Raw genomic sequence first — 18,824 nt, 5'->3', positions numbered from 1 at the left:
GCTGGCGGGCACGGCGGGTCTGTGCAAATAATGTCGGTTTTCCAAGCCTGCGCCGTCTTTTGCATCTTTCCGCCATGAGCCTCGTCCAGCCCCTGCCCCCCGGTCCGCTCGACATCGTCGGCGACATCCATGGCGAAGCCGAAGCGCTGGAGCATCTGCTGGGGCATCTGGGCTACGACGCGCTGGGCCGCCATCCCCAGGGCAGGCGCCTGGTCTTCGTGGGCGACTTCTGCGACCGGGGTCCCGACAGCCCGGGCGTGCTGGCCCGCGTGGTGCCCATGCTGAAGTCGGGCCATGCGCTGGCCGTGCTCGGCAACCACGAAATCAACCTGCTGCGCGAGGATGCCAAGGACGGCTCCGGCTGGTTCTTCGACAGCCGCGTGGCCTCCGACACACCCAAGTACGCCCCGTTCGCACGCATGCCGCTGTGCGATATCCCCGACACCCTGGCCTTGCTGGAGCGGCTGCCCATCGCCATGGAACGCGAGGACCTGCGCGTGGTCCACGCGGCCTGGCGCCCGCAGCAGATCGCCATGGCGCGCGAGCTGCCGCCGGGCAGCGCGCGCAGCGCCTATGACCACTTCGAGGCCGTGGCCGCCCAGCAGGCCCAGGTCAACAAAGTGGCCGAACGCATGCGCGCCGAACGCCGGCAATGGCCGCATGACCTGGAAGACCGCAACTGGCTGCCGCCCTTCCTGCCCGCGCACAGCGAGAGCGAACTGGCCAAGGCCATGGTCAATCCGCTGAAGGTGCTGACCTCGGGCGTGGAGCGCGAATGCCGCAATCCCTTCTACGCGGGCGGCAAGTGGCGCTTCGTCGAGCGCGTGGCCTGGTGGAACGAATATGAGGATGCCCAGGCCGTGGTCGTGGGCCACTACTGGCGGCGCCTGAATCGCGGCGGCCCGTCCTTCCATGGCGCCCAGGCCGAGAACCTGTTCGGCCAGACGGGCCCGCTGTCCTGGCACGGCCGGCGCGGCAATGTGTTTTGCGTGGACTACTCGGTCGGCGGCCGCTGGAATGCCCGCCTGGCGGGCGAGGACCCGCAGCAGCGTTTCAAGCTTGCCGCCATGCGCTGGCCTGAGCGCCGCCTGGTGTTCGACGACGGTGCCCAGGCGGACAGCGAGGAGTTCGGCGTTGCGGCGGCCGCTGCCGCATAGCACGCGCCAGATACGCGGCGCTTAGCGTCAGCAGCAGCGAGCGCGGTGCGCCGTAGCAGTTGTTGCCCGACACCGTGTTGAACGAAGGCAGGTAGCAGCGCCTGTCCAGCAGGTTGCTGGCGTTGGGCGCCACGCCCAGAGGGTGTCCGCCCTCTCCGAAGAGAGGGGGAAGCGGCGCAGCCGCTCAGGGGTGCCTCAGAACGTTCCGCGCAGCGTCAGCATCACATTGCGTGGCTCGCCATACCAGTTGTTGCCGCCGCTGGTGCCCACTGTGCGGTAGTAGACCTTGTCGAACAGGTTGTTCAGGTTGAGCACGGCCTGCCAGTTGCGGTTGATGCGGTACTGCACGCTGGCATTCCACACGGCATAGCCGCCCTGGCTGAACTTGAAGGGCACGGCCGCGCCGTCGAACTTGCCCGTGTCAGGATTGAAGGCATTAGCCGAGCCGCTGACGAAATGCGCGCTCTGGATATTGGCACCACCGCCAATCGTCCATTGCGACAGCTCGCCGGGCAGGCGGTAGGTGCTCCACAGCTTGAACAGATGCTTGGGCGTGACGGAGTGGTAGATGCCTTCGATGCCCGGCGTCTTGTTGTGGTTGCGGTTGAAGGTGTAGCCGGCAAACAGCTGCCAGCCGCGCGCCAGCTCGCCCGAGATCTCGCCTTCCACGCCCTGGCTGACCACCTTGCCCTTGCTCAGCCAGCAGCAGTTCAGGCCCGCGTCGCCGATGTCGGTGTTGGGGTAGGAGGGATCGGCCACGGCCTCGCCATTGCGCTCTATGCGGTACAGGGCCATGGAGGCCATCAGCCGGCCCTCGTTGAACTCGCCCTTGGCGCCCAGCTCGAAATTGCGGCCCTTGATGGGGTCCAGCGGCGTGCCGGGCAAGGGCCCGCCCAGCTTGTCGGCCTGAGACTTGTGGATCTCGGCGACGCTGCCGTAGGCAGTCCAGCGGTCGTCGATGTCGTAGACCAGGCCACCGTAGGGCGTGAAGATGCCGCTCTCGCCATAGGACGACACGATGCGGCTGGTGAGATTGCCGGCCCGGTCGAAGCGCAGCCAGGGCGTCTGCGTGTCGTAGCTGGCGCGGCGCGCGCCGACGATGGCGGTCAGGCGGTCCGTCAGGCTCAGGTTGAGCCGGCCGTACAGGCCTTTCTGCGTGGCGCCATAGCCCGCGAAGCTGCGCGTCTTCCAGACGAAGCTGGGCAGGGGAATGGCGCCCGGGTCGAAGCCGAACACACTGATCCCCCCCGCCGGCGTATCCACCTCGGAGAGAAAGGTGTCCTGCGTGTCGCGGATCTTGACCCAGTCCGCGCCCAGCAGCAGCCGGTGCCTGCGCCCCAGCAAGGAGAACGTTCCGCTGACGTTGGCATCCAGCGCCTTCTTGGTGGAATAGAAATCGTTGGAGAACCCGCTGAGCGCCGCGCCCAGGCCGGTCGAGGGGTCCACCGCCCCGGACATGTCCGCCAGACGGCTGTCGCTGTCGACCTTGACGTAGTTGGCATGGGCACGGACGCGCCAGTCGCCTTGCAGCCGTTGCTCCAGCTGCGCAAACAGTTCCTTGTTGGTTCTGTCGTAGTGGCCCCAGCCGGCCATCAGCGCCGTGCTGCGCGGCAGGTGCTGATCGTCGCCATTGGCCGCGCGCGGCAGGCCGCTGCGCCAGGGCAGGCTGGCCGACTTGTCGTAGCTGCCGCCCAGGGTCAGCTTGGTCGCCGGCGTGAGATCGGCTTCCACGATGCCGTAGAGCAAGGTGTTGCGCGCATCGGCGTAGTCATAGAAGAACTCGCGGTCGCTGTGCGCCAGCACGGCGCGGCCGCGCACCCGGCCATCGGCGGCCAGGGGGCCCGCCACATCGACTTCGGCCCGGCGCTGGTTCCAGCTGCCCACCGAGGCCGAGGCCAGCACCTGCGGCTGTGCCGTGGGGCGCTTTCTCACCAGGTTGATGGAGCCGCCGGGCTCGCCATTGCCGCTGTACAGGCCGTCCGCGCCGCGGATCACCTGCACGCTGTCGTACATGGCCATGTTGGGGTCGAAGGTGCCCTGGCTGAAGGCGTCCACCGCCGCTCCGTCGATCTGGACATTGCTGATCTGGAAGCCCCGCGCATAAAAGCTGTTGGCCGTGCCGCCCAGGCCACCCGAGCCCGCGTAGTCCACCGTCACGCCCGTGGTCTGCTGCATCACGTCGCCCACGGAGACCAGGCCCTGGTCCTCGATGCGCTGGCGCGTGACCACGGAGATGGACTGCGGCGTCTCGCGCACGCTCTGCCCCTTGCCCAGCGACACGCGCGAGGCCGCATAGGAGCCCGAACCCTCCGTGGTATCGCCAGCGTGCGCCTGGGCCGTGACCAGCACCGTGCCCAGCGCAGCATCGGCTGCCGGCGACGGCTCCCTGGCCGGTGCCTTCAGCGTATAGGCGCCCGGTACGGCATCGATCACGGTCACGCCGGTGCCGGCCAGCAGCCGGTCCAGCGCCTGGCGCGGCGTGAAGCGGCCCTGCAAGGCCGGCGAAGTGCGGCCTGCAACGATCTGCGGATCGAACAGCACCTGGTGCTGGGCCTGCTGCGTGAACTGGCGCAACGCGCCAGCCAGCGGCTGGGGCGCGATGCTGAAGGCCAGCTCCCCTGCCTGGCCCGCCTGCCCCGCCTGCCCCGCCTGCACGGACGATGGCTGCTGCGCTTGCACCGCCGGCTGCGCCAGCGCGACCAGGGCTGCGGCCACCAGCGACGGCATCCTTGCCCGCCGCCATGGCCTGCCCCTGTGCTGAAACTCTCCTCCCCAAATGCCCGCGCCCATGGCGGCGCTGCCGTGTTCTTTTCCTGCTTGCATCCCTGCTCCTGCTGCACTGTGTCCATTGCCCGCTGTCGCGGTGTGCGCGGTGGGTGGCAGGCAGACAGTTGAGCGTCCACCCGCCACGCGCGTGCGCGGCCGTCGCGGTTGTTGGCTGAGCTGTGCACTGGGCAGCGGCCTGGCTGGCAACCATGGAGGCGCGAGAAAACCCGGCCTCCATGAAGGTAAAACCCGCCTTCGCGCCAAAGTGGGAATGTGGCGAGACCAGGAAAACGGGTAATTTACATTTATTTACAAAAAGAAGAGAAAGAGCACTCAGTGCGCCGAGATCCGCCAGCCGCCTTGCGCATCGCCCTGCACACGCACCGGCAACAAGTGCGGCAGCGAGCGCAGAAACACCTCGGGCTTGCCGGTCAGCGCCACGCCGGACACGGACAGCGCGGCCAGCCGCGCATCGCCGTCCACGCGCACGGGCCGGCCCAGGTAGCGGGCCAGATCGGCTGCCACCTGGGTCAGCGGCGCCTGCTGGAACACCAGCTGGCCGCTGCGCCAGTCACCCACGGTGTCCGCGCCCGCGGCCAGCGGCTGCCGTGTGCCGTCGCGGGCATCGACGGACATGCCTGCGCCCGCGCCCAGCAGCAGGCGCCGGTCGTCCGCCGCATGGCGATCGGGGCGCAGCTCCACCTTGCCCTCCAGCACCTTGACAACCAGCGCTGGCGGCCCGGCGCGCACATTGAAGGCCGTGCCCACCACGCGGATCTGGCTGGCGCCGCTGTCCACGGTGAAGGGCCGCGACCGGTCGGCGGCGACCTGGAAGAAGGCCTCACCCTGATCCAGCACCGTCTCGCGGCGGCGCGGGTAGTAGCGCACCTGCAGCCTGGAGGAAAAATTCAGCGTGACCCGCGTGCCATCGGGCAGTTCGGCCTCGCGCACCTCGCCGGGGCCGGTGGCCATCTCGATCACATGGCTTGCGTGGTTGTCCCAGGCATACCAGCCGCCGCCCAGGGCCAGCGTCGTGACCAGAGCCACCGACAGCAACGCCGGCATCAGGCCGCGGCGTGTGCGCTGACGTGCCGGCGCGGGCAAGTGGGCCTGTGTCTGCGCACGCGGCCCGCTCGCCCTGGCTTGCGGCGCAGCAGCCGCGTCGCAGGCCAGCACCGGCCTGGGCAACTGCTGCAGGTCCAGCACCGTGCGCCCCAGGCTCTCGAAGATGCTGCGGTGCTGCGGGTCGGCGGCCAGCCAGGCGTCGAGTTCGCGCTCGTCGGCGCCGGTCCAGTCGGCTTCACGGCGGCGGGCGAAGTAGTCGGCGGCGCGGGCGTGCAGTCGCAGGCGTTGCGGGGTCAGCGTCATTCCCGGCCCTCCCCGTCCGTCGCGGCCTGCGCCAGCAGGCCCTGCATCAGGCGCATGTCTTCGGCGCTGCCGTACTGCACGCGCAGCTCGCAATAGGCCATGGCCAGCGTCACATGGTTGTGCACCATGCGGCGCGAAATGCCCATGCGCTGCGCCACCTCGGTCTGCGTGAGCCCGTCGATGCTGTGCAGCACGAAGGCCTCGCGGCGACGCTCGGGCAGCTCGGCCATGGCCTGCTCCAGCCGGCACAGGCGCTCGCGGTGGTGCGCCGCCTGCAGGGGGTCCGAGCCTTCGCCGGCCGGCAGTTGCTGCGCCAGCTCCATGTGTTCATCCAGCGAGACCGATTCGCGCCCCGGCGCGCCCTCCGAGCGGCGCCAGGCATCGTGCGATACATGGCGGGCGATCACGCGCAGATAGGGCTCCTGCTCCTCGGGCGGCAGGGCCTTGCCCGAGGCCGCATAGCGCACGAAGACCTCCTGCACCGCATCCTCGGCATCCTCGCGGTTGCGCATCTGCCGGCCCAGCAGGCGGCGCAGAGGCTGGTGCCAGCGCGCATACACGCGGGCCAGCAGCGAGGGGGCGGCATCATCGTCCGCGCCTGGCACGCGCGCGCTCACGGGCAGGCTCCCGGCACAGCGGTCAGGACGCAGGCAGGCACGCCAGCATGGGAAACGGACAGGACGAAGAAGAACGGCACGGGCGGCGATTGTACTGAGAATGGTTCTCATCAACACCCTTGCGGCCGACACGCGCCATGCGATGCGGGTGCTGCGGATGCCTTACCGGCCCGCTGCCCCATGCAGCGCCACCAGCGTGGGCACCACCCAGTTCGGCGCAGGCTGCGCCCCGTCGAAGCACTGGTCCTCGGACGGCACGGCGATGACGGTCATGCCGGCCTGCCGCGCCGCATGTGTTCCCGAGACCGAGTCCTCGAACACCAGGCAGCGCCCGGCCGGCACGCCCAGGCGTTGCGCCGCGAAGTAATAGATGTCGGGCGCGGGCTTGCCGCGCACCACCTGCTCGGCCGAGACGATGGCGTCGAACGCCGGCCGCAGGCCCAGCGCATCCAGGGTGTGGTGGCACAAAGACAAAGGAGAGTTCGAAGCCAGCGCCACGCGCCAGCCCAGGGCGCGGCAGGCGCCCAGTGTTTCGCGCACGCCGGGCAGGGCCTGTCCATGCGCGCTGACCAGGGCCGCCACGCGCGCGACCACGCGGCTCTCCAGCTCGCGCTGGCTGGGCCCCTGCCAGGGCCGGTGGGCATACCAGTGCGCGGCAACCTGCGCCGTGGTCATGGGCGCCGTCACGCGGGACATCTCAGCCGTGATGTCGATGCCGACCTCGGCAAAGGACTCGCGCTCGGCACGCTTCCAGAAGGGCTCGGAGTCTATGAGCAGGCCGTCCATGTCGAAGATGGCGGCGCCGAATCCGGCCTGGCCAAGGCCTGCGAACGAGGGAGCGGCTTCAGGGATTTGCATGGCGCGCATGCTAGCGCAGGCGGCAAGTGAAAGCAGTTGCTGTTAGCCTGTGCCGGCTGGCGATGGATGCAGATGCATGCGATTGCCAGCCCTTCACAATCCTTAGCGAGCCCGCAATGACCAGCCCCCTGTACACCGCCTCCATTCCCGTCCTGCAGCAGATGCTGAAAGCCCTGTCCGACGTGCTCAAAAAGGCCGAGGAACACGCCGCGCAGAAGAACATAGATCCCGACGCCCTGCTGCAGGCCCGCCTGTTCCCCGACATGTTCCCGCTGGTGCGCCAGGTGCAGATTGCTGCGGACTTCGCCAAGGGCATCGCCTCGCGCCTGGCCGGCGCCGAGGTGCCTTCGTGGCCCGACACGCAGACCAGCTTTGCCGACCTGCAGGCGCTGATCACCAAGGCGCTGGACCATGTGGGCTCGTTCGCGCCCGAGCAGTTCGCGCAAAGCGAGTCCCGCGAGATCGTGCTGCGCCCCGGCACGCCCAAGGAAAAGAAGCTGACCGCCAGCGCCTACCTGCTGCACTACGGCCTGCCGCAGTTCTTCTTCCATGTGACCACCGCCTATGCCCTGCTGCGCCACAACGGCGTCGAGGTCGGCAAGCGCGACTACATGGGCAGCTACTGAGCGTGCCGTGGCCGGTCTGGCCAGCGCTTCACTGCGCGGCCAGATCCCGGCCCCGCGTCTCCGGCAGGCACATGGCGAACAACACCACCATCAGGTAGCCGGCCGTGGCGCAGATGCCGATGGCCATGCCCAGCGACAGGCCCAGCCGGTCGCTGAACACGCCCACCAGCGCAGGGAAGGTGGCCCCGATGCCGCGGCCGAAGTTGTAGCAAAAGCCCTGGCCAGAGCCTCGCAGTTCGTTGGGGAACAGCTCGGCCAGGAAGGCTCCGGCGCCGCTGAAGATGCCCGACATGAAAAAGCCCAGCGGAAAGCCCAGCACCAGCATCCAGGCATCGGTGATGGGCAGCAGCGTATAGGCATAGGCCAGGCTGCCGGCGCCGATGGCGAACAGCGTGAAGGCCAGGCGCCGGCCCAACCGGTCGGAGGCGTAGGCACCGCACAGGTAGCCTGCAAAAGCGCCGAAGATGAACATGAACTGGTAGCCGCCCGAGCCCAGCACCGTCAGGTGGCGCTCGTTCTTCAGGAAGGTGGGCAGCCACACGGCAATGGCGTAGTAGCCGCCCTGCATGCCCGTGAACATCAGGCTGGCCAGCACCGTGGTCTTGAGCATGCCGCCCTTGAAGATGTCCAGGAAGTGCCCGCTGCGCTCGCCCCGGCCCACGGCGGCGCGGGTCTTCAGGTAGACCTCGGGGTCCTTGACGGTGCGGCGTATGTACAGGATCAGCAGGGCCGGCAGCAGGCCCAGCAGGAACATGGCCCGCCATGAGATCTCGGGCGGCAGAAACGAGAACAGCGCCATGGACACCAGCACGGCCGCGCCCCAGCCTATGGACCAGCTGCTTTGCACCAGGCCCACCGCCTTGCCCCTGAAGGCCGGCCGTATGGTCTCGGCGATCAGCACCGAGCCCACGGCCCACTCGCCGCCAAAGCCCAGGCCCTGCAGCGTGCGGGCCAGCAGCAGTTGGCCCGGTGTCTGCGCCAGGCCGCAGGCGAAGGTGAAAAGAGCGAATACGAGGATGGTCCACTGCAGCACGCGCACGCGCCCGTAGCGGTCCGCCAGGATGCCGGCCATCCAGCCGCCGATGGCCGAGGCCACCAGCGTCGAGGTGCCGATCAGGCCGACCTCGGTCTTGCTCATACCCCACAGCGACAGCAGGATCGGGGTGACCAGGGGCAGCGTGTAGTAGTCGAAGGCGTCCACGGCATAGCCGCCGAACGAGGCCGTCAGCGCCCGCTTTTCCTTGGGCTCGAGCTGGCCCAGCCAGTGGCCCCGGGGCTGCTCTGCGGCCAGGGTCCTTGCGTTGTCAAGGCTTGTCATTTGTTGTCTCCTTGCACTTCGGCTGCGCGAAGCGTCTTGCATTCAATGGCACTCCATCGGTTGTGATCCGGGCCTGGCCGGGCGGCCCTCCCCCGCCCGCGCCATGCCCCCTGCTGGCGGCGTGTCAGGCCGCCGTTCCGTAGCCGCCGCCCCCCGGCGTGCAGACTTCGAAGATGTCGCCCGGCTGCATGTGCACGGCGCCGATGTGGTCCAGTTCCTCGACCTGGCCATCGGCACGCAGCACACGGTTGATGCCCGGCTGCCCCGGCTGGCCACCTGCCATGCCGAAGGCCGGATTCAGGCGCCCGTTGGACAGGATGCTGGCCGTCATGGGCTCCAGGAAGCGCACGCGCCGCACGCCGCCGTTGCCGCCGTGCCAGCGCCCGCCGCCGCCCGAGCCGTCGCGGATCTCATAGCTGTCCAGCATCACGGGGAAGCGGAACTCCAGCACCTCCGGATCGGTCAGGCGCGAATTGGTCATGTGCGTCTGGACGACGCTGGTGCCGTTGAAGCCGCGCTCCACCCGGCCCTCGGCGTCCAGCACCGCGCCCGCGCCACTGCCGCCGGCAATGGTTTCGTAGTACTGGTGGTGCGCATTGCCGAAGGTGAAGTTGTTCATGGTGGGCTGGCTGCCCGCCATCACGCCCAGCGCGCCGAACAGCGCGTTGGTGATGCAGGTGGAGGTCTCCACATTGCCCGCGACCACCGAAGCGGGCGGGTTGGGGTTGAGCATGCAGCCTTGGGGGATGATGACTTTCAAAGGCTTGAGGCAGCCCGCGTTGAGCGGGATGTCGTCGTCCACCAGCGTGCGGAACACATAGAGCACGGCCGCCATGCACACGGCGCGCGGCGCATTGAAGTTGTTGGTCTGCTGGACGCTGGTGCCCGAGAAATCGATGACGGCACTGCGCTCGGCCGTATCGACGGTGACGGCCACGCGGATCTGCGCGCCGTTGTCCAGTTCCAGCGTGAACTGCCCGTTCCTGAGCCGCGTGATGACGCGGCGCACCGACTCCTCGGCGTTGTCCTGCACATGGCCCATGTAGGCCTGCACCACGGGCAGGCCGAACTGCGCCACCATCTTGCGCAGCTCCTGCACGCCTTTTTCATTGGCCGCGATCTGGGCCTTCAGGTCGGCCAGGTTCTGGTGCGGGTTGCGGCTCGGGTACTCGCCGCTTTGCAGCAGCTCGACCATCTCCTGGGCGCGCAGCACGCCGCGATCGACCAGCTTGAAGTTGTCGATCTGCACGCCCTCTTCCTCGATGCGCGTGGAAAACGGCGGCATGGAGCCCGGCGTGATGCCACCCACATCGGCATGGTGGCCCCGGCTGCCGACGTAGAAGGTCGGAGATGCCTCGCCGGCGATATGGACCGGCGTGATGACGGTGATGTCCGGCAGATGGGTGCCACCCTGGTAGGGGTCGTTGAGCACATAGACATCGCCCTGGGCCATGCGCCCGGCGTTCCTGCGGATCACCGTCTGGATGCTTTCGCCCATGGAGCCCAGATGGACGGGCATGTGCGGCGCGTTGGCGATGAGATGGCCCCGGGCATCGAACAGCGCGCAGCTGAAATCCAGCCGCTCCTTGATGTTCACCGAATAGGCGGTGTTCTGCAGCTGCAGGCCCATCTGCTCGGCGATGTTCATGAACAGGTTGTTGAAGACCTCCAGCAGCACAGGGTCCACCGTCGTGCCGGCCGCGTACTCGACCTTGCGCGGCACCACCCGGTCCAGCACCAGGTGATCCAGCCCGGTGAGCCTGGCCGACCAGCCAGGCTCGATCACGGTGGTGGCGTTGCGCTCGGCGATGATGGCCGGGCCGGCAATGACGTCGCCGGGCCGCAGGTCCTCGCGCACCACCAGGGCCGCGCCATGCCAGGCGCCGCCGGAGTACATGCGCACGGTTTCGCGGCGCGGATGCTCGCGCGGCGGATGCTCCGGCTGCAGCGGCTCGCCGGGCGCATCGCCCGCAATCACGGCTTCGACCGACACGGCTTCCACCACCAGCCCCTTGCCCGCCATCAGAAAGGCGAAACGCTGGCGGTAGGCCGACTCGAAAGCCGACTGAATGCCCGGCAGGGAGCCAAAGGGCACGACCAAGGCGGAATCGGAGCCCTCGTAGCGCACATGCACGTTGTGCCGCACCTGCACAGGGCCTGCGCCGACCTGCCGGCGCTCCAGCTCCGCCTGCGCGCCCGTGCCCAGCGCATCCAGGCATTCGGCGATCAGCGGCAGGGCCTCGGCAGTCAGCGCCAGCTCCATGGCCTGCTCGCGGATCACGGTCTGGTCCGCCAGGCCCATGCCATAGGCGCTGAGCACGCCGGCCAGCGGATGCACGAACACGCGGGACATGCCCAGCGCATCGGCCACCAGGCAGGCATGCTGGCCGCCCGCGCCGCCGAAGCACTGCAGCGTATAGCGCGTGACGTCATAGCCGCGCGCCACGCTGATCTTCTTGATGGCGTTGGCCATCTGCTGCACGGCGATGCGGATGAAGCCCTCGGCCACGTCCTCGGGAGTGCGCCCCGTCTGCCGCGCCAGTTCCTCGAAGCGGACACGCACGGCCTCGCCGTCCAGTCGCTCGTTGGCGGCAGGCCCGAACACGCTGGGAAAGTAGCGCGGCTGGACCTTGCCGACCATCACGTTCGCATCGGTCACGGCCAGGGGGCCGCCGCGGCGATAGCTCGCCGGGCCGGGATGGGCACCCGCGCTCTCGGGTCCCACGCGAAAGCGCGAGCCGTCGTAGGCCAGCACCGAGCCGCCGCCGGCGGCCACGGTGTGGATGCTCATCATCGGCGCGCGCATGCGCACGCCGGCCACCTGGGTCTCGAACTCGCGCTCGAAGGCGCCTGCATAGTGGCTGACGTCGGTGGATGTGCCACCCATGTCGAAACCGATGACCCTGTCGTGCCCGGCCAGGCCCGCCGTGCGCGCCATGCCCACGATGCCTCCGGCCGGCCCGCTCAGGATGGCGTCCTTGCCCTGAAAACTGCCCGCGTCGGACAGCCCTCCGCAAGACTGCATGAAGAACAGCCGCACTCCCGGCATCTCTGCAGCCACCTGCTGCACATAGCGGCGCAGGATGGGAGACAGGTAGGCATCGACCACCGTGGTATCGCCCCGGCTCACGAACTTCATCAGCGGACTGGTCTCGTGCGAAGTGCTGACCTGCGTGAAACCCAACTGCCGCGCAATGCGCGCCGCCATCTGCTCATGCCGCGTATGGCGGTAGCCATGCATGAAGACGATGGCCACGCTGCGCAGGCCGCGCGCATGGGCTGCGGCCAACGCCGTGTGCAGGTGCAGCCCGTCCAGCTCGCGCAGCACCTTCCCATGGGCATCCACACGTTCCACGGCCTCGACCACCTCGCTGTAGAGCAGTTCGGGCAACTGGATATGGCGGTCGAACAGGCGCGGACGGTTCTGGTAGGCGATGCGCAGCGCATCGCGAAAGCCCCGCGTGGTCACCAGCAGGGTGGGCTCGCCCTTGCGCTCCAGCAGCGCATTGGTGGCCACCGTGGTGCCCATCTTCACGCACTCCACAAGGTCCGGCGTGACCGGCTCGCCTGGCTTGAGGCCCAGCAGGTGGCGGATGCCGGCCACGGCCGCGTCCCTGTACTGCTCGGGGTTCTCCGACAGCAGCTTGTGCGTGACCAGGCTGCCATCGGGCCGCTTGCCCACCACATCGGTGAACGTACCGCCACGGTCTATCCAGAATTGCCAGCGCCTGTCATGGGGAATGGAGCGTTCTTGCATGGTGTCGGAACCCGTTTGTCTCGAAGTTGAAGTCAGGAAAACCGTGGCCTGGAGTACGGCCCTCCGCCGGTGCCCACCACTGGCGTCCAATCTAAAAGTGCCCCTGGACCGCGTCCATCGAGAAGTTTTCGCCCCCTCTGTTCACGAAAACTGAACAGGAGCGGCCCCTTGCCGGCCGGCGACGCAAAGAAAAAGGCCCGCCGAAGCGGGCCCTATGCCAGGCAGCCAGGCAGGCAGGCCGTCAGAACGCGGCCAGATGGCTGTTGCGCAACTCCGTCACCAGCATGTGGCCCGGCTCGTGCGTGATGGCGAATGGCAGGGCCGCCGAGCGTATGGCCTGCTGGGGCGTCACGCCGCAGGCCCAGAACACGGGAATCTCCCCGGGTTTGAGCGCCATGGGCTCGCCGAAGTCCGGCCGCTCGATATCGGCAATGCCGATCTGCGCGGGGTCGCCCAGGTGCACGGGCGCCCCATGCACGCTGGGAAAGCGCGAAGTGACCTGGATGGCGCGGATGGCGTGGGCCGCCGTCATGGGCCGCATGCTGACCACCATGCTGCCGCCGAAGCGGCCGGCCCGGCCGTTGGGAATACTGGAGATGAACATGGGCGCGCCCCGGCCTTCATCGATGTGGCGCACGGGCACGCCCGCCTCGCGCAGCGCATCCTCGAAGGAATAGGAGCAGCCGATGACGAAGCCCACCAGGTCGTCGCGCCACAGGTCGGTGAGGTCATTCACCTGCTCGGCCCTGTGACCATCGCGAAACACCCAGTACGAGGGCAGGTCGGTCTTCAGATCGATATCGCCCAGTTCGGGCACGCGGCTGCTGCCGGGCTCGGTCACGCCGATCAGCGGGCAGGACTTGGGGTTGAGGCGAGCAAAGCGCAGGAACTCCTCGCTGCACTCGCGCGGCAATATCGCCAGGTTGCCCTGGGTGTAGCCGGGGCACTGCCCTGCCGTCTGCCCGCGAAAGCGGCCGGCGCGCACCTCCTGTCGGAACTCGGTCGGATGGGTCCAGTGCGTCATGGGTGAGCCTCTATTGAGTGGAGATGCCTCCCAATGTAAAAAGCAGCAGGCCACCGGTCCACTCAGGAATTGTGCGCAGCCTCTCCCAGAAAAACTGAACAGCCACCGCAGCCCGCGCAGACCCCCATGAACATCCGCTTTCTGGAAACCTTTGTGCTGCTGGCACGCATCGGCAGCGTGCGCCGCGTGGCCGAACTGGTGCATGCCAGCCCCGGCGCCGTCTCCATGCGCATACGCGGGCTGGAGTCGGACCTGGGCGTGACCCTGTTCCACTGGGACCGCAAGACGCTGCAGATCACCGACGCCGGCGCCCGGCTGCTGCGGCATGCGGAGGCCGTCATCGAAGCCGCACGCACCCTGGAGCGTGCCGCCAGGTCAGACGACGCCATCGGCTGCCGCCTGCGGGTCGGCGTGCTGGAGACGGCGGTACACACCTTCCTGCCCGAATTCGTCAAGGCGATGGGCGCCAGCCTGCCGCATATCGAGCTGGACCTGACCGTCGATCTGAGCACCCACCTGTCGGAGCAGATGATGCGGCGCGATCTGGACCTGATCGTGCGCACCGGCAGCGGCGTGGACCCCCAGTTCGCCGTGGTCGAGAACCTGCTGGAGGTGCCCGTGCACTGGATTGCCAGGCGGGGCCTGGTGCCCAGGAAGGATGGACTGCACAAGGCGCTGGGCAAGCAATTGCTGACACAGATGCGCGGCACCGGCCCCTACGAGCAGGCCGTGGCCATGGCACAGCAACTGGCCGTGCAAAGCGGCATGGTCTCCAGCGATCTGCGCATCTCGGGATCGCCCTCGCTGGCGGCCCTGGTCTCGCTGGTGCGCGAGGGCCTGGGCGTCGCCATCATGCACGGCATGCTGGTGGCGCCGCAGCTGGCAAGCGGGGAGCTGGTGGAGCTGGATCTGCCCACGCCACCCTCCTTTCGCATCACCACCTGGTACCCCAAGAGCCCGTCGCCCGGCATCACCGACACCGCCCAGGTGCTGCGCCGCGTCTGCAAGAGCTACTGCAAGCGGGTCAGCCCGCATCTGGTGCGGTACATCGGCTAGGGCGCGGATGCCGGCGGCGGCTCCTGCCCGTGCAACAGCGCCAGAAAGCTGGCGGCCGCCTGGCTCAGCGGCCGGTCGCGGCGCACCAGGCTGCCGTAGGACTGCAGGTTGCGGCGCATGCGGTAGGGCAGGATGCGGACCATGCCGTGCTCGGCATGGTCGCGGGCCACGGCCTGCGGTATCACGGCCACCAGATCGGAGTTGCGCACCAGGTTCATGGTGGTGAGGATGGAGCCCGTCTCGATCAGGCCGCGCGGCAGCGGCAGGCCGTGGGCCTGGAACTCCTGGTCGATCAGCGCGCGCATGGGGCTGCCCGGCGGCTGCAGCACCCAGCCATGGGCCTGCAGCTGCGCAAAGCCCACGCTGCGGGCACGCGCCAGCGGATGGCCGCAGCCCGCGATGATGGACAGGGCCTCATCATCGAGCGAGCAAAACCGGTGATCCGCGTCGGACGGCCCGGCCGGACGGCCCACCACCACCTCCAGCACCCCGTCCTGCAACTGCGCCAGCAGCCGGTCGCTGGTGTCCACGGCCACCTCGATGGACAACAGCGGCCACTGGCGCTTGAGCGCCAGCAGCGCCTGCGTGAGGCGGCCCGGCGACGCCGCCATGATGCTGCCCACGGCCAGCCGCCCCGCGCTGCCTTCGCGCAGTTCCTGCAGCTCGCGGTTCAGCGCCTCCATGCCGCCGCGCAGGTGGCGGAAGTAGCCCGTCACGCGCTCGCCGGCGGCGTTCAGTTGCAGGCCGCGGCCCACGCGCTCGAACAGCGGCAGGCCCAGCGCGCCTTCCAGCTCATGCAGCATCTTGGTGGCCGCCGGCTGGCTCAGGCCCAGCCGGGCTGCAGCGCCGCGCAGCGTGCCCTGTTCCTCTATGGCCAGCATCAGCGCCACCTGCCGCATGCGCAGGCGGTTGAGCAGTTGCGGCGTGCTGTCCCTGCGGTCGATGGAGCCCATGGAAGTCCCTTTGAATTGATTGCCTGGAGTTATCCATTCATCAGCAATTTTCAGTTTACGGCAATCAATTGCCTGCCTAGCATGGACCCACAACAAAAGCACCGGAGACAAGACATGCAACGCCGCATCCTGCTGGCCGCAGCCGCCCTGCTGCCCTCGCTCGCCACCGCTCAAACCCCGCCAACCCCGCCCGACTGGCCCGCGCGGCCCGTGCGCATGCTGGTGGGCTCGGCCCCGGGCGGCGGCACGGATGCCATGGCACGCACCGTGGCCGACCGGCTCGCGCCGCTGCTGCGCCAGCCCGTGATCGTGGAAAACCGCCCCGGCGTCTCCAACACCCTGGCCGTGGACATGACGGCCAAGTCCACGGACGGGCACACCATGGTGATGGGCGTGGTCACGGCCCATGCCATTGCCCCGCACCTGCTCAAGCTGGGCTACGACAGCAACCGCGACCTGGTGCCCGTGGCCTATGTGGGCGCAGTGCCCAATGTGCTGGTGGTGGGAAACAACCTGCCCGCGAACTCGGTGCAGGAACTGGTCGCCCTGGCCCGCAAGGAGCCCGGCAGGATCAACTTCGCCAGCAGCGGCACGGGCAGCACCCAGCACATCGCGGCCGAGATGTTCAAGGACGCGGCCGGCATTGAACTGACCCACGTGCCCTACAAGGGCAGCGCCGCCGCCCTGGTGGACCTGGTCAGCGGCCAGGTGCAGATGAGCTTCGACACCATGCCTTCGGTGATCGGCCAGATCAAGGCCGGCAAGCTGCGCCCGCTGGGCGTGACGTCGCCGCGCCGCAACGCCCAGCTGCCCCAGGTGCCGACGCTGGCCGAGGCCGGCCTGCCCGGCGTGGAGATAGGCGCCTGGTACGGCATCTACATGCCAGCGGCCACACCCCGCGCCGTGCAGGCCCGGGTGCACGACGAAGTCAACAAGGTGCTGGCCCTGCCCGAGACGCGCACGCGCCTGGAGGCCGTGGGCGCCGAGCTGCAGCCCATGGGCCAGGCGGAGTTCATTGCCTTGCACAACGCCGAGTACCAGCGCTTTGGCGAAATCATCCGCAAGAACCACATCAAGATCGACTGAGCCGCACATGCCCGCATCCGAACTTCCCGTCGTCGCCCTGACCCTGGGCGATCCCGCCGGCATAGGCGCCGAACTGATCGCACGCCTGCTGGCGCGGCCCGAGGCCATGCAAAAGGCCAACATCGTGCTGGCCGGCGACCCCTGGCTGTGGCAGCAGGGCCAGCGCATCGCGGGCCTGCAGGTGTCCACCGCGCCCATCGCCAGCATGGCCCATGCACGGGGCCGCACCGACACAGCCCTGCCCGCCTTCCTGGCCCTGGACACGGTGGCCCCCGATGCCGTGCACCAGGGTCGTGCCGAAGCCGCAGGCGGGCGCTCGGTGCTGCAGGTGCTGGACCTGTGCATGGACGCGGCCCAGGCCGGCCAGATCGACGCCATCTGCTTTGCGCCGCTCAACAAGCAGGCCATGAAGCTGGGCGGCCTGCGCCATGAGGACGAGCTGCACCACTTTGCCGAGTACCTGGGTGTGAGCGGCTATTTCTGCGAATTCAACACGCTGGGCGATCTGTGGACCTCGCGCATTTCGTCCCATGTGCCGCTCAGGGACGTGGCCGGCTATCTGAGCCAGGAGCGCATCGCCCAGGCGGCCGAGCTGATCTACCGCGCGCTGCTGGCCAGCGGCATGGCGGCCCCCAAGGTGGCGATTGCGGGCTTCAACCCGCACAACGGCGACGGCGGCACCTGCGGGCGCGAGGAGATCGACATCATCGCGCCGGCCGTGCGCGCGCTGCAGGCCCGCGACTGGCCCACGCCCGACCCGTTCCACGGCCCCTTCCCGGCCGACACCATCTTCCTGAAGGCCCAGGCCGGCGAGTACCAGGCCATCGTGACCATGTACCACGACCAGGGCCAGATCGCCATCAAGCTGCTGGGCTTCTCGCGCGGCGTGACCGTGCAGGGCGGCCTGCCGATCCCCATCACCACGCCGGCCCACGGCACGGCCTATGACATCGCGGGCCAGGGCCGGGCCAGCGTGGAGGCCACCTGGCAGGCCTTCCTGATCGCCTGCCGCATGGGCGCCGCGCGCCTGTGCTGACTGACTTCACTCCCCCGCCCTCACCATCATGAAAATCAAATCCGTCCGCGCCCGCGTCTACGAGTGGCAAGGCAAGACCGTGCCGCCCCAGGGCAACTTCTGCTCCAACGCCATGGACCTGCTCTATGCGCCGCAGGAGACCATGTCCACCTTCCGCTTCCATTCCTGGACGGTGGTGGAGATCGAGACCGACGACGGCATCGTCGGCCTGGGCAACGTGGCGCTGGCGCCGCGCATCGCCAAGGCCATCATCGACGAGTACCTGGCGCCCCTGGTCATCGGCCACGACCCGTGGGACTACGAATACCTGTGGCAGCGCATGTACCGCGCCACGCACGCCTGGGGCCGCAAGGGCGTGACCATGGCCGCCATCTCGGCCGTGGACCTGGCCATCTGGGACATCCTGGGCAAGAGCGTGAACAAGCCTGTGTTCAAGCTGCTGGGCGGGCGCACCAAGCAAAGGATTCCCTGCTACTACAGCAAGCTCTACCGCACCGACCTCAAGGCCATGCAGGAAGAGGCGCAGAAATTCCTGGACCAGGGCTTCAAGGCCTTCAAGATGCGCTTCGGCTACGGCCCGGCCCATCTGCAGGAAGGCGTGCGCGAGAACCTGCGCTCGGTCGAGGCCGTGCGCGAAGTCATAGGCTACGACTGCGACCTGATGCTGGAGTGCTACATGGGCTGGAACCTGGAGTACGCCAGGCGCATGCTGCCCAAGCTGGAGAAGTTCGAGCCGCGCTGGCTGGAGGAGCCCGTGATCGCCGACGACATCGACGGCTACGCCGAACTCAGCCGGCTCACCAGCATTCCGATCTCGGGCGGCGAGCACGAGTTCAGCCTCTACGGCTTCAAGCAGCTGCTGGACAAGAAGGCCGTCAGCGTCGTGCAGTACGACACCAACCGCGTGGGCGGCATCACGGCCGCGCACAAGATCAATGCGCTGTGCGAGGCGTTCAGCGTGCCCGTGATCCCGCATGCGGGCCAGATGCACAACTACCACCTGACCATGAGCACGCTGGCCTCGCCCATGGCCGAGTACTTCCCCATCTTCGACGTGGAAGTGGGCAACGAGCTGTTCTGGTACATCTTCGACGGCGAACCCGTGGCCGAGAACGGCTTCCTGCAGCTCAGGGACGATGTGCCGGGCCTGGGCCTCACGCTCAAGACCGAGTACCTGGACCAGTTCCGCATCGTCGAATGAG

General features: G+C 68.4%; 14 protein-coding genes. 6 read left to right on the top strand and 8 right to left on the bottom strand.

Annotated elements, in window-relative coordinates; genetic code table 11:
* The first annotated feature begins 74 nt into the window (after positions 1–74).
* Positions 75–1,157, top strand: a complete 1,083-nt coding sequence (locus U6958_RS10550; protein WP_074920941.1) for a metallophosphoesterase — start codon at positions 75–77, stop codon at positions 1,155–1,157.
* Positions 1,158–1,352: 195 nt separating this feature from the next.
* Here the strand turns inward: U6958_RS10550 and U6958_RS10545 are convergent, their stop codons facing one another.
* The 4 genes from U6958_RS10545 to hxpB all read right to left on the bottom strand — a co-directional run bounded on the left by U6958_RS10545 (position 1,353) and on the right by hxpB (position 6,766).
* A complete protein-coding gene (locus tag U6958_RS10545; protein ID WP_074920942.1) occupies positions 1,353–3,980 on the bottom strand; it encodes a TonB-dependent siderophore receptor in 2,628 nt (875 codons plus the stop codon).
* Positions 3,981–4,256: 276 nt separating this feature from the next.
* Positions 4,257–5,291: a FecR domain-containing protein gene (locus tag U6958_RS10540; RefSeq protein ID WP_046986590.1), complete on the bottom strand. Its 1,035-nt coding sequence runs from the start codon at positions 5,289–5,291 to the stop codon at positions 4,257–4,259.
* The gene (locus U6958_RS10535) at positions 5,288–5,908 is read right to left on the bottom strand and encodes an RNA polymerase sigma factor (RefSeq protein ID WP_016451324.1); all 621 of its coding nucleotides are present in this window, start codon (positions 5,906–5,908) and stop codon (positions 5,288–5,290) included. The genes U6958_RS10540 and U6958_RS10535 overlap by 4 nt, the downstream gene beginning before the upstream one ends.
* A gap of 162 nt (positions 5,909–6,070) precedes the next feature.
* A complete protein-coding gene (gene hxpB, locus U6958_RS10530; protein ID WP_223275131.1) occupies positions 6,071–6,766 on the bottom strand; it encodes a hexitol phosphatase HxpB in 696 nt (231 codons plus the stop codon).
* Between the two features lie 116 nt (positions 6,767–6,882).
* Here hxpB and U6958_RS10525 point away from each other — a divergent pair, with 116 nt between their 5' ends.
* Positions 6,883–7,392 carry a DUF1993 family protein gene (locus tag U6958_RS10525; RefSeq protein WP_016447516.1) on the top strand — a complete coding sequence of 170 codons (510 nt, stop codon included), beginning with the start codon at positions 6,883–6,885 and terminating at the stop codon, positions 7,390–7,392.
* 28 nt (positions 7,393–7,420) lie between these two features.
* On the opposite strand, the gene U6958_RS10520 is transcribed toward U6958_RS10525, so the two are convergent.
* The 3 genes from U6958_RS10520 to U6958_RS10510 all read right to left on the bottom strand — a co-directional run bounded on the left by U6958_RS10520 (position 7,421) and on the right by U6958_RS10510 (position 13,491).
* Positions 7,421–8,710, bottom strand: a complete 1,290-nt coding sequence (locus U6958_RS10520) for an MFS transporter (protein WP_074920943.1) — start codon at positions 8,708–8,710, stop codon at positions 7,421–7,423.
* A gap of 124 nt (positions 8,711–8,834) precedes the next feature.
* Positions 8,835–12,467, bottom strand: a complete 3,633-nt coding sequence (locus U6958_RS10515) for a hydantoinase B/oxoprolinase family protein (protein ID WP_074920944.1) — start codon at positions 12,465–12,467, stop codon at positions 8,835–8,837.
* Between the two features lie 241 nt (positions 12,468–12,708).
* Complete coding sequence (locus tag U6958_RS10510) at positions 12,709–13,491, bottom strand: putative hydro-lyase (protein WP_074920945.1); 783 nt, start codon at positions 13,489–13,491, stop codon at positions 12,709–12,711.
* Between the two features lie 126 nt (positions 13,492–13,617).
* Here U6958_RS10510 and U6958_RS10505 point away from each other — a divergent pair, with 126 nt between their 5' ends.
* Positions 13,618–14,547, top strand: coding sequence for a LysR family transcriptional regulator (locus U6958_RS10505; RefSeq protein ID WP_074920946.1), 930 nt, complete (start codon positions 13,618–13,620; stop codon positions 14,545–14,547).
* On the opposite strand, the gene U6958_RS10500 is transcribed toward U6958_RS10505, so the two are convergent.
* Positions 14,544–15,500 (bottom strand): LysR family transcriptional regulator, encoded by a 957-nt coding sequence (locus tag U6958_RS10500; RefSeq protein ID WP_074920947.1) that lies wholly within the window; start codon positions 15,498–15,500, stop codon positions 14,544–14,546. The two genes, U6958_RS10505 and U6958_RS10500, sit on opposite strands and share 4 nt — an antisense overlap.
* 114 nt (positions 15,501–15,614) lie before the next feature.
* Here U6958_RS10500 and U6958_RS10495 point away from each other — a divergent pair, with 114 nt between their 5' ends.
* Genes U6958_RS10495 through U6958_RS10485 form a run of 3 tightly spaced genes read left to right on the top strand, consistent with a single transcriptional unit; the run spans position 15,615 to position 18,823 of the window.
* Positions 15,615–16,586, top strand: a complete 972-nt coding sequence (locus tag U6958_RS10495; protein ID WP_074920948.1) for a tripartite tricarboxylate transporter substrate binding protein — start codon at positions 15,615–15,617, stop codon at positions 16,584–16,586.
* Between the two features lie 7 nt (positions 16,587–16,593).
* Entirely contained in the window at positions 16,594–17,622 is a 1,029-nt protein-coding gene (locus tag U6958_RS10490; protein ID WP_074920949.1) for a 4-hydroxythreonine-4-phosphate dehydrogenase PdxA, read from the top strand.
* A gap of 28 nt (positions 17,623–17,650) precedes the next feature.
* On the top strand, positions 17,651–18,823 hold the full coding sequence (locus tag U6958_RS10485; RefSeq protein ID WP_074920950.1) for an L-rhamnonate dehydratase: 1,173 nt from the start codon (positions 17,651–17,653) through the stop codon (positions 18,821–18,823).
* Position 18,824 lies beyond the last annotated feature (1 nt).

Source organism: Delftia lacustris (assembly GCF_040267515.1).
Taxonomy (GTDB): Bacteria; Pseudomonadota; Gammaproteobacteria; order Burkholderiales; family Burkholderiaceae_C; genus Comamonas; species Comamonas tsuruhatensis.
The sequence above is the reverse complement of the archived record's forward strand: the minus strand, read 5'-3'. Positions and strand labels throughout refer to the sequence as shown.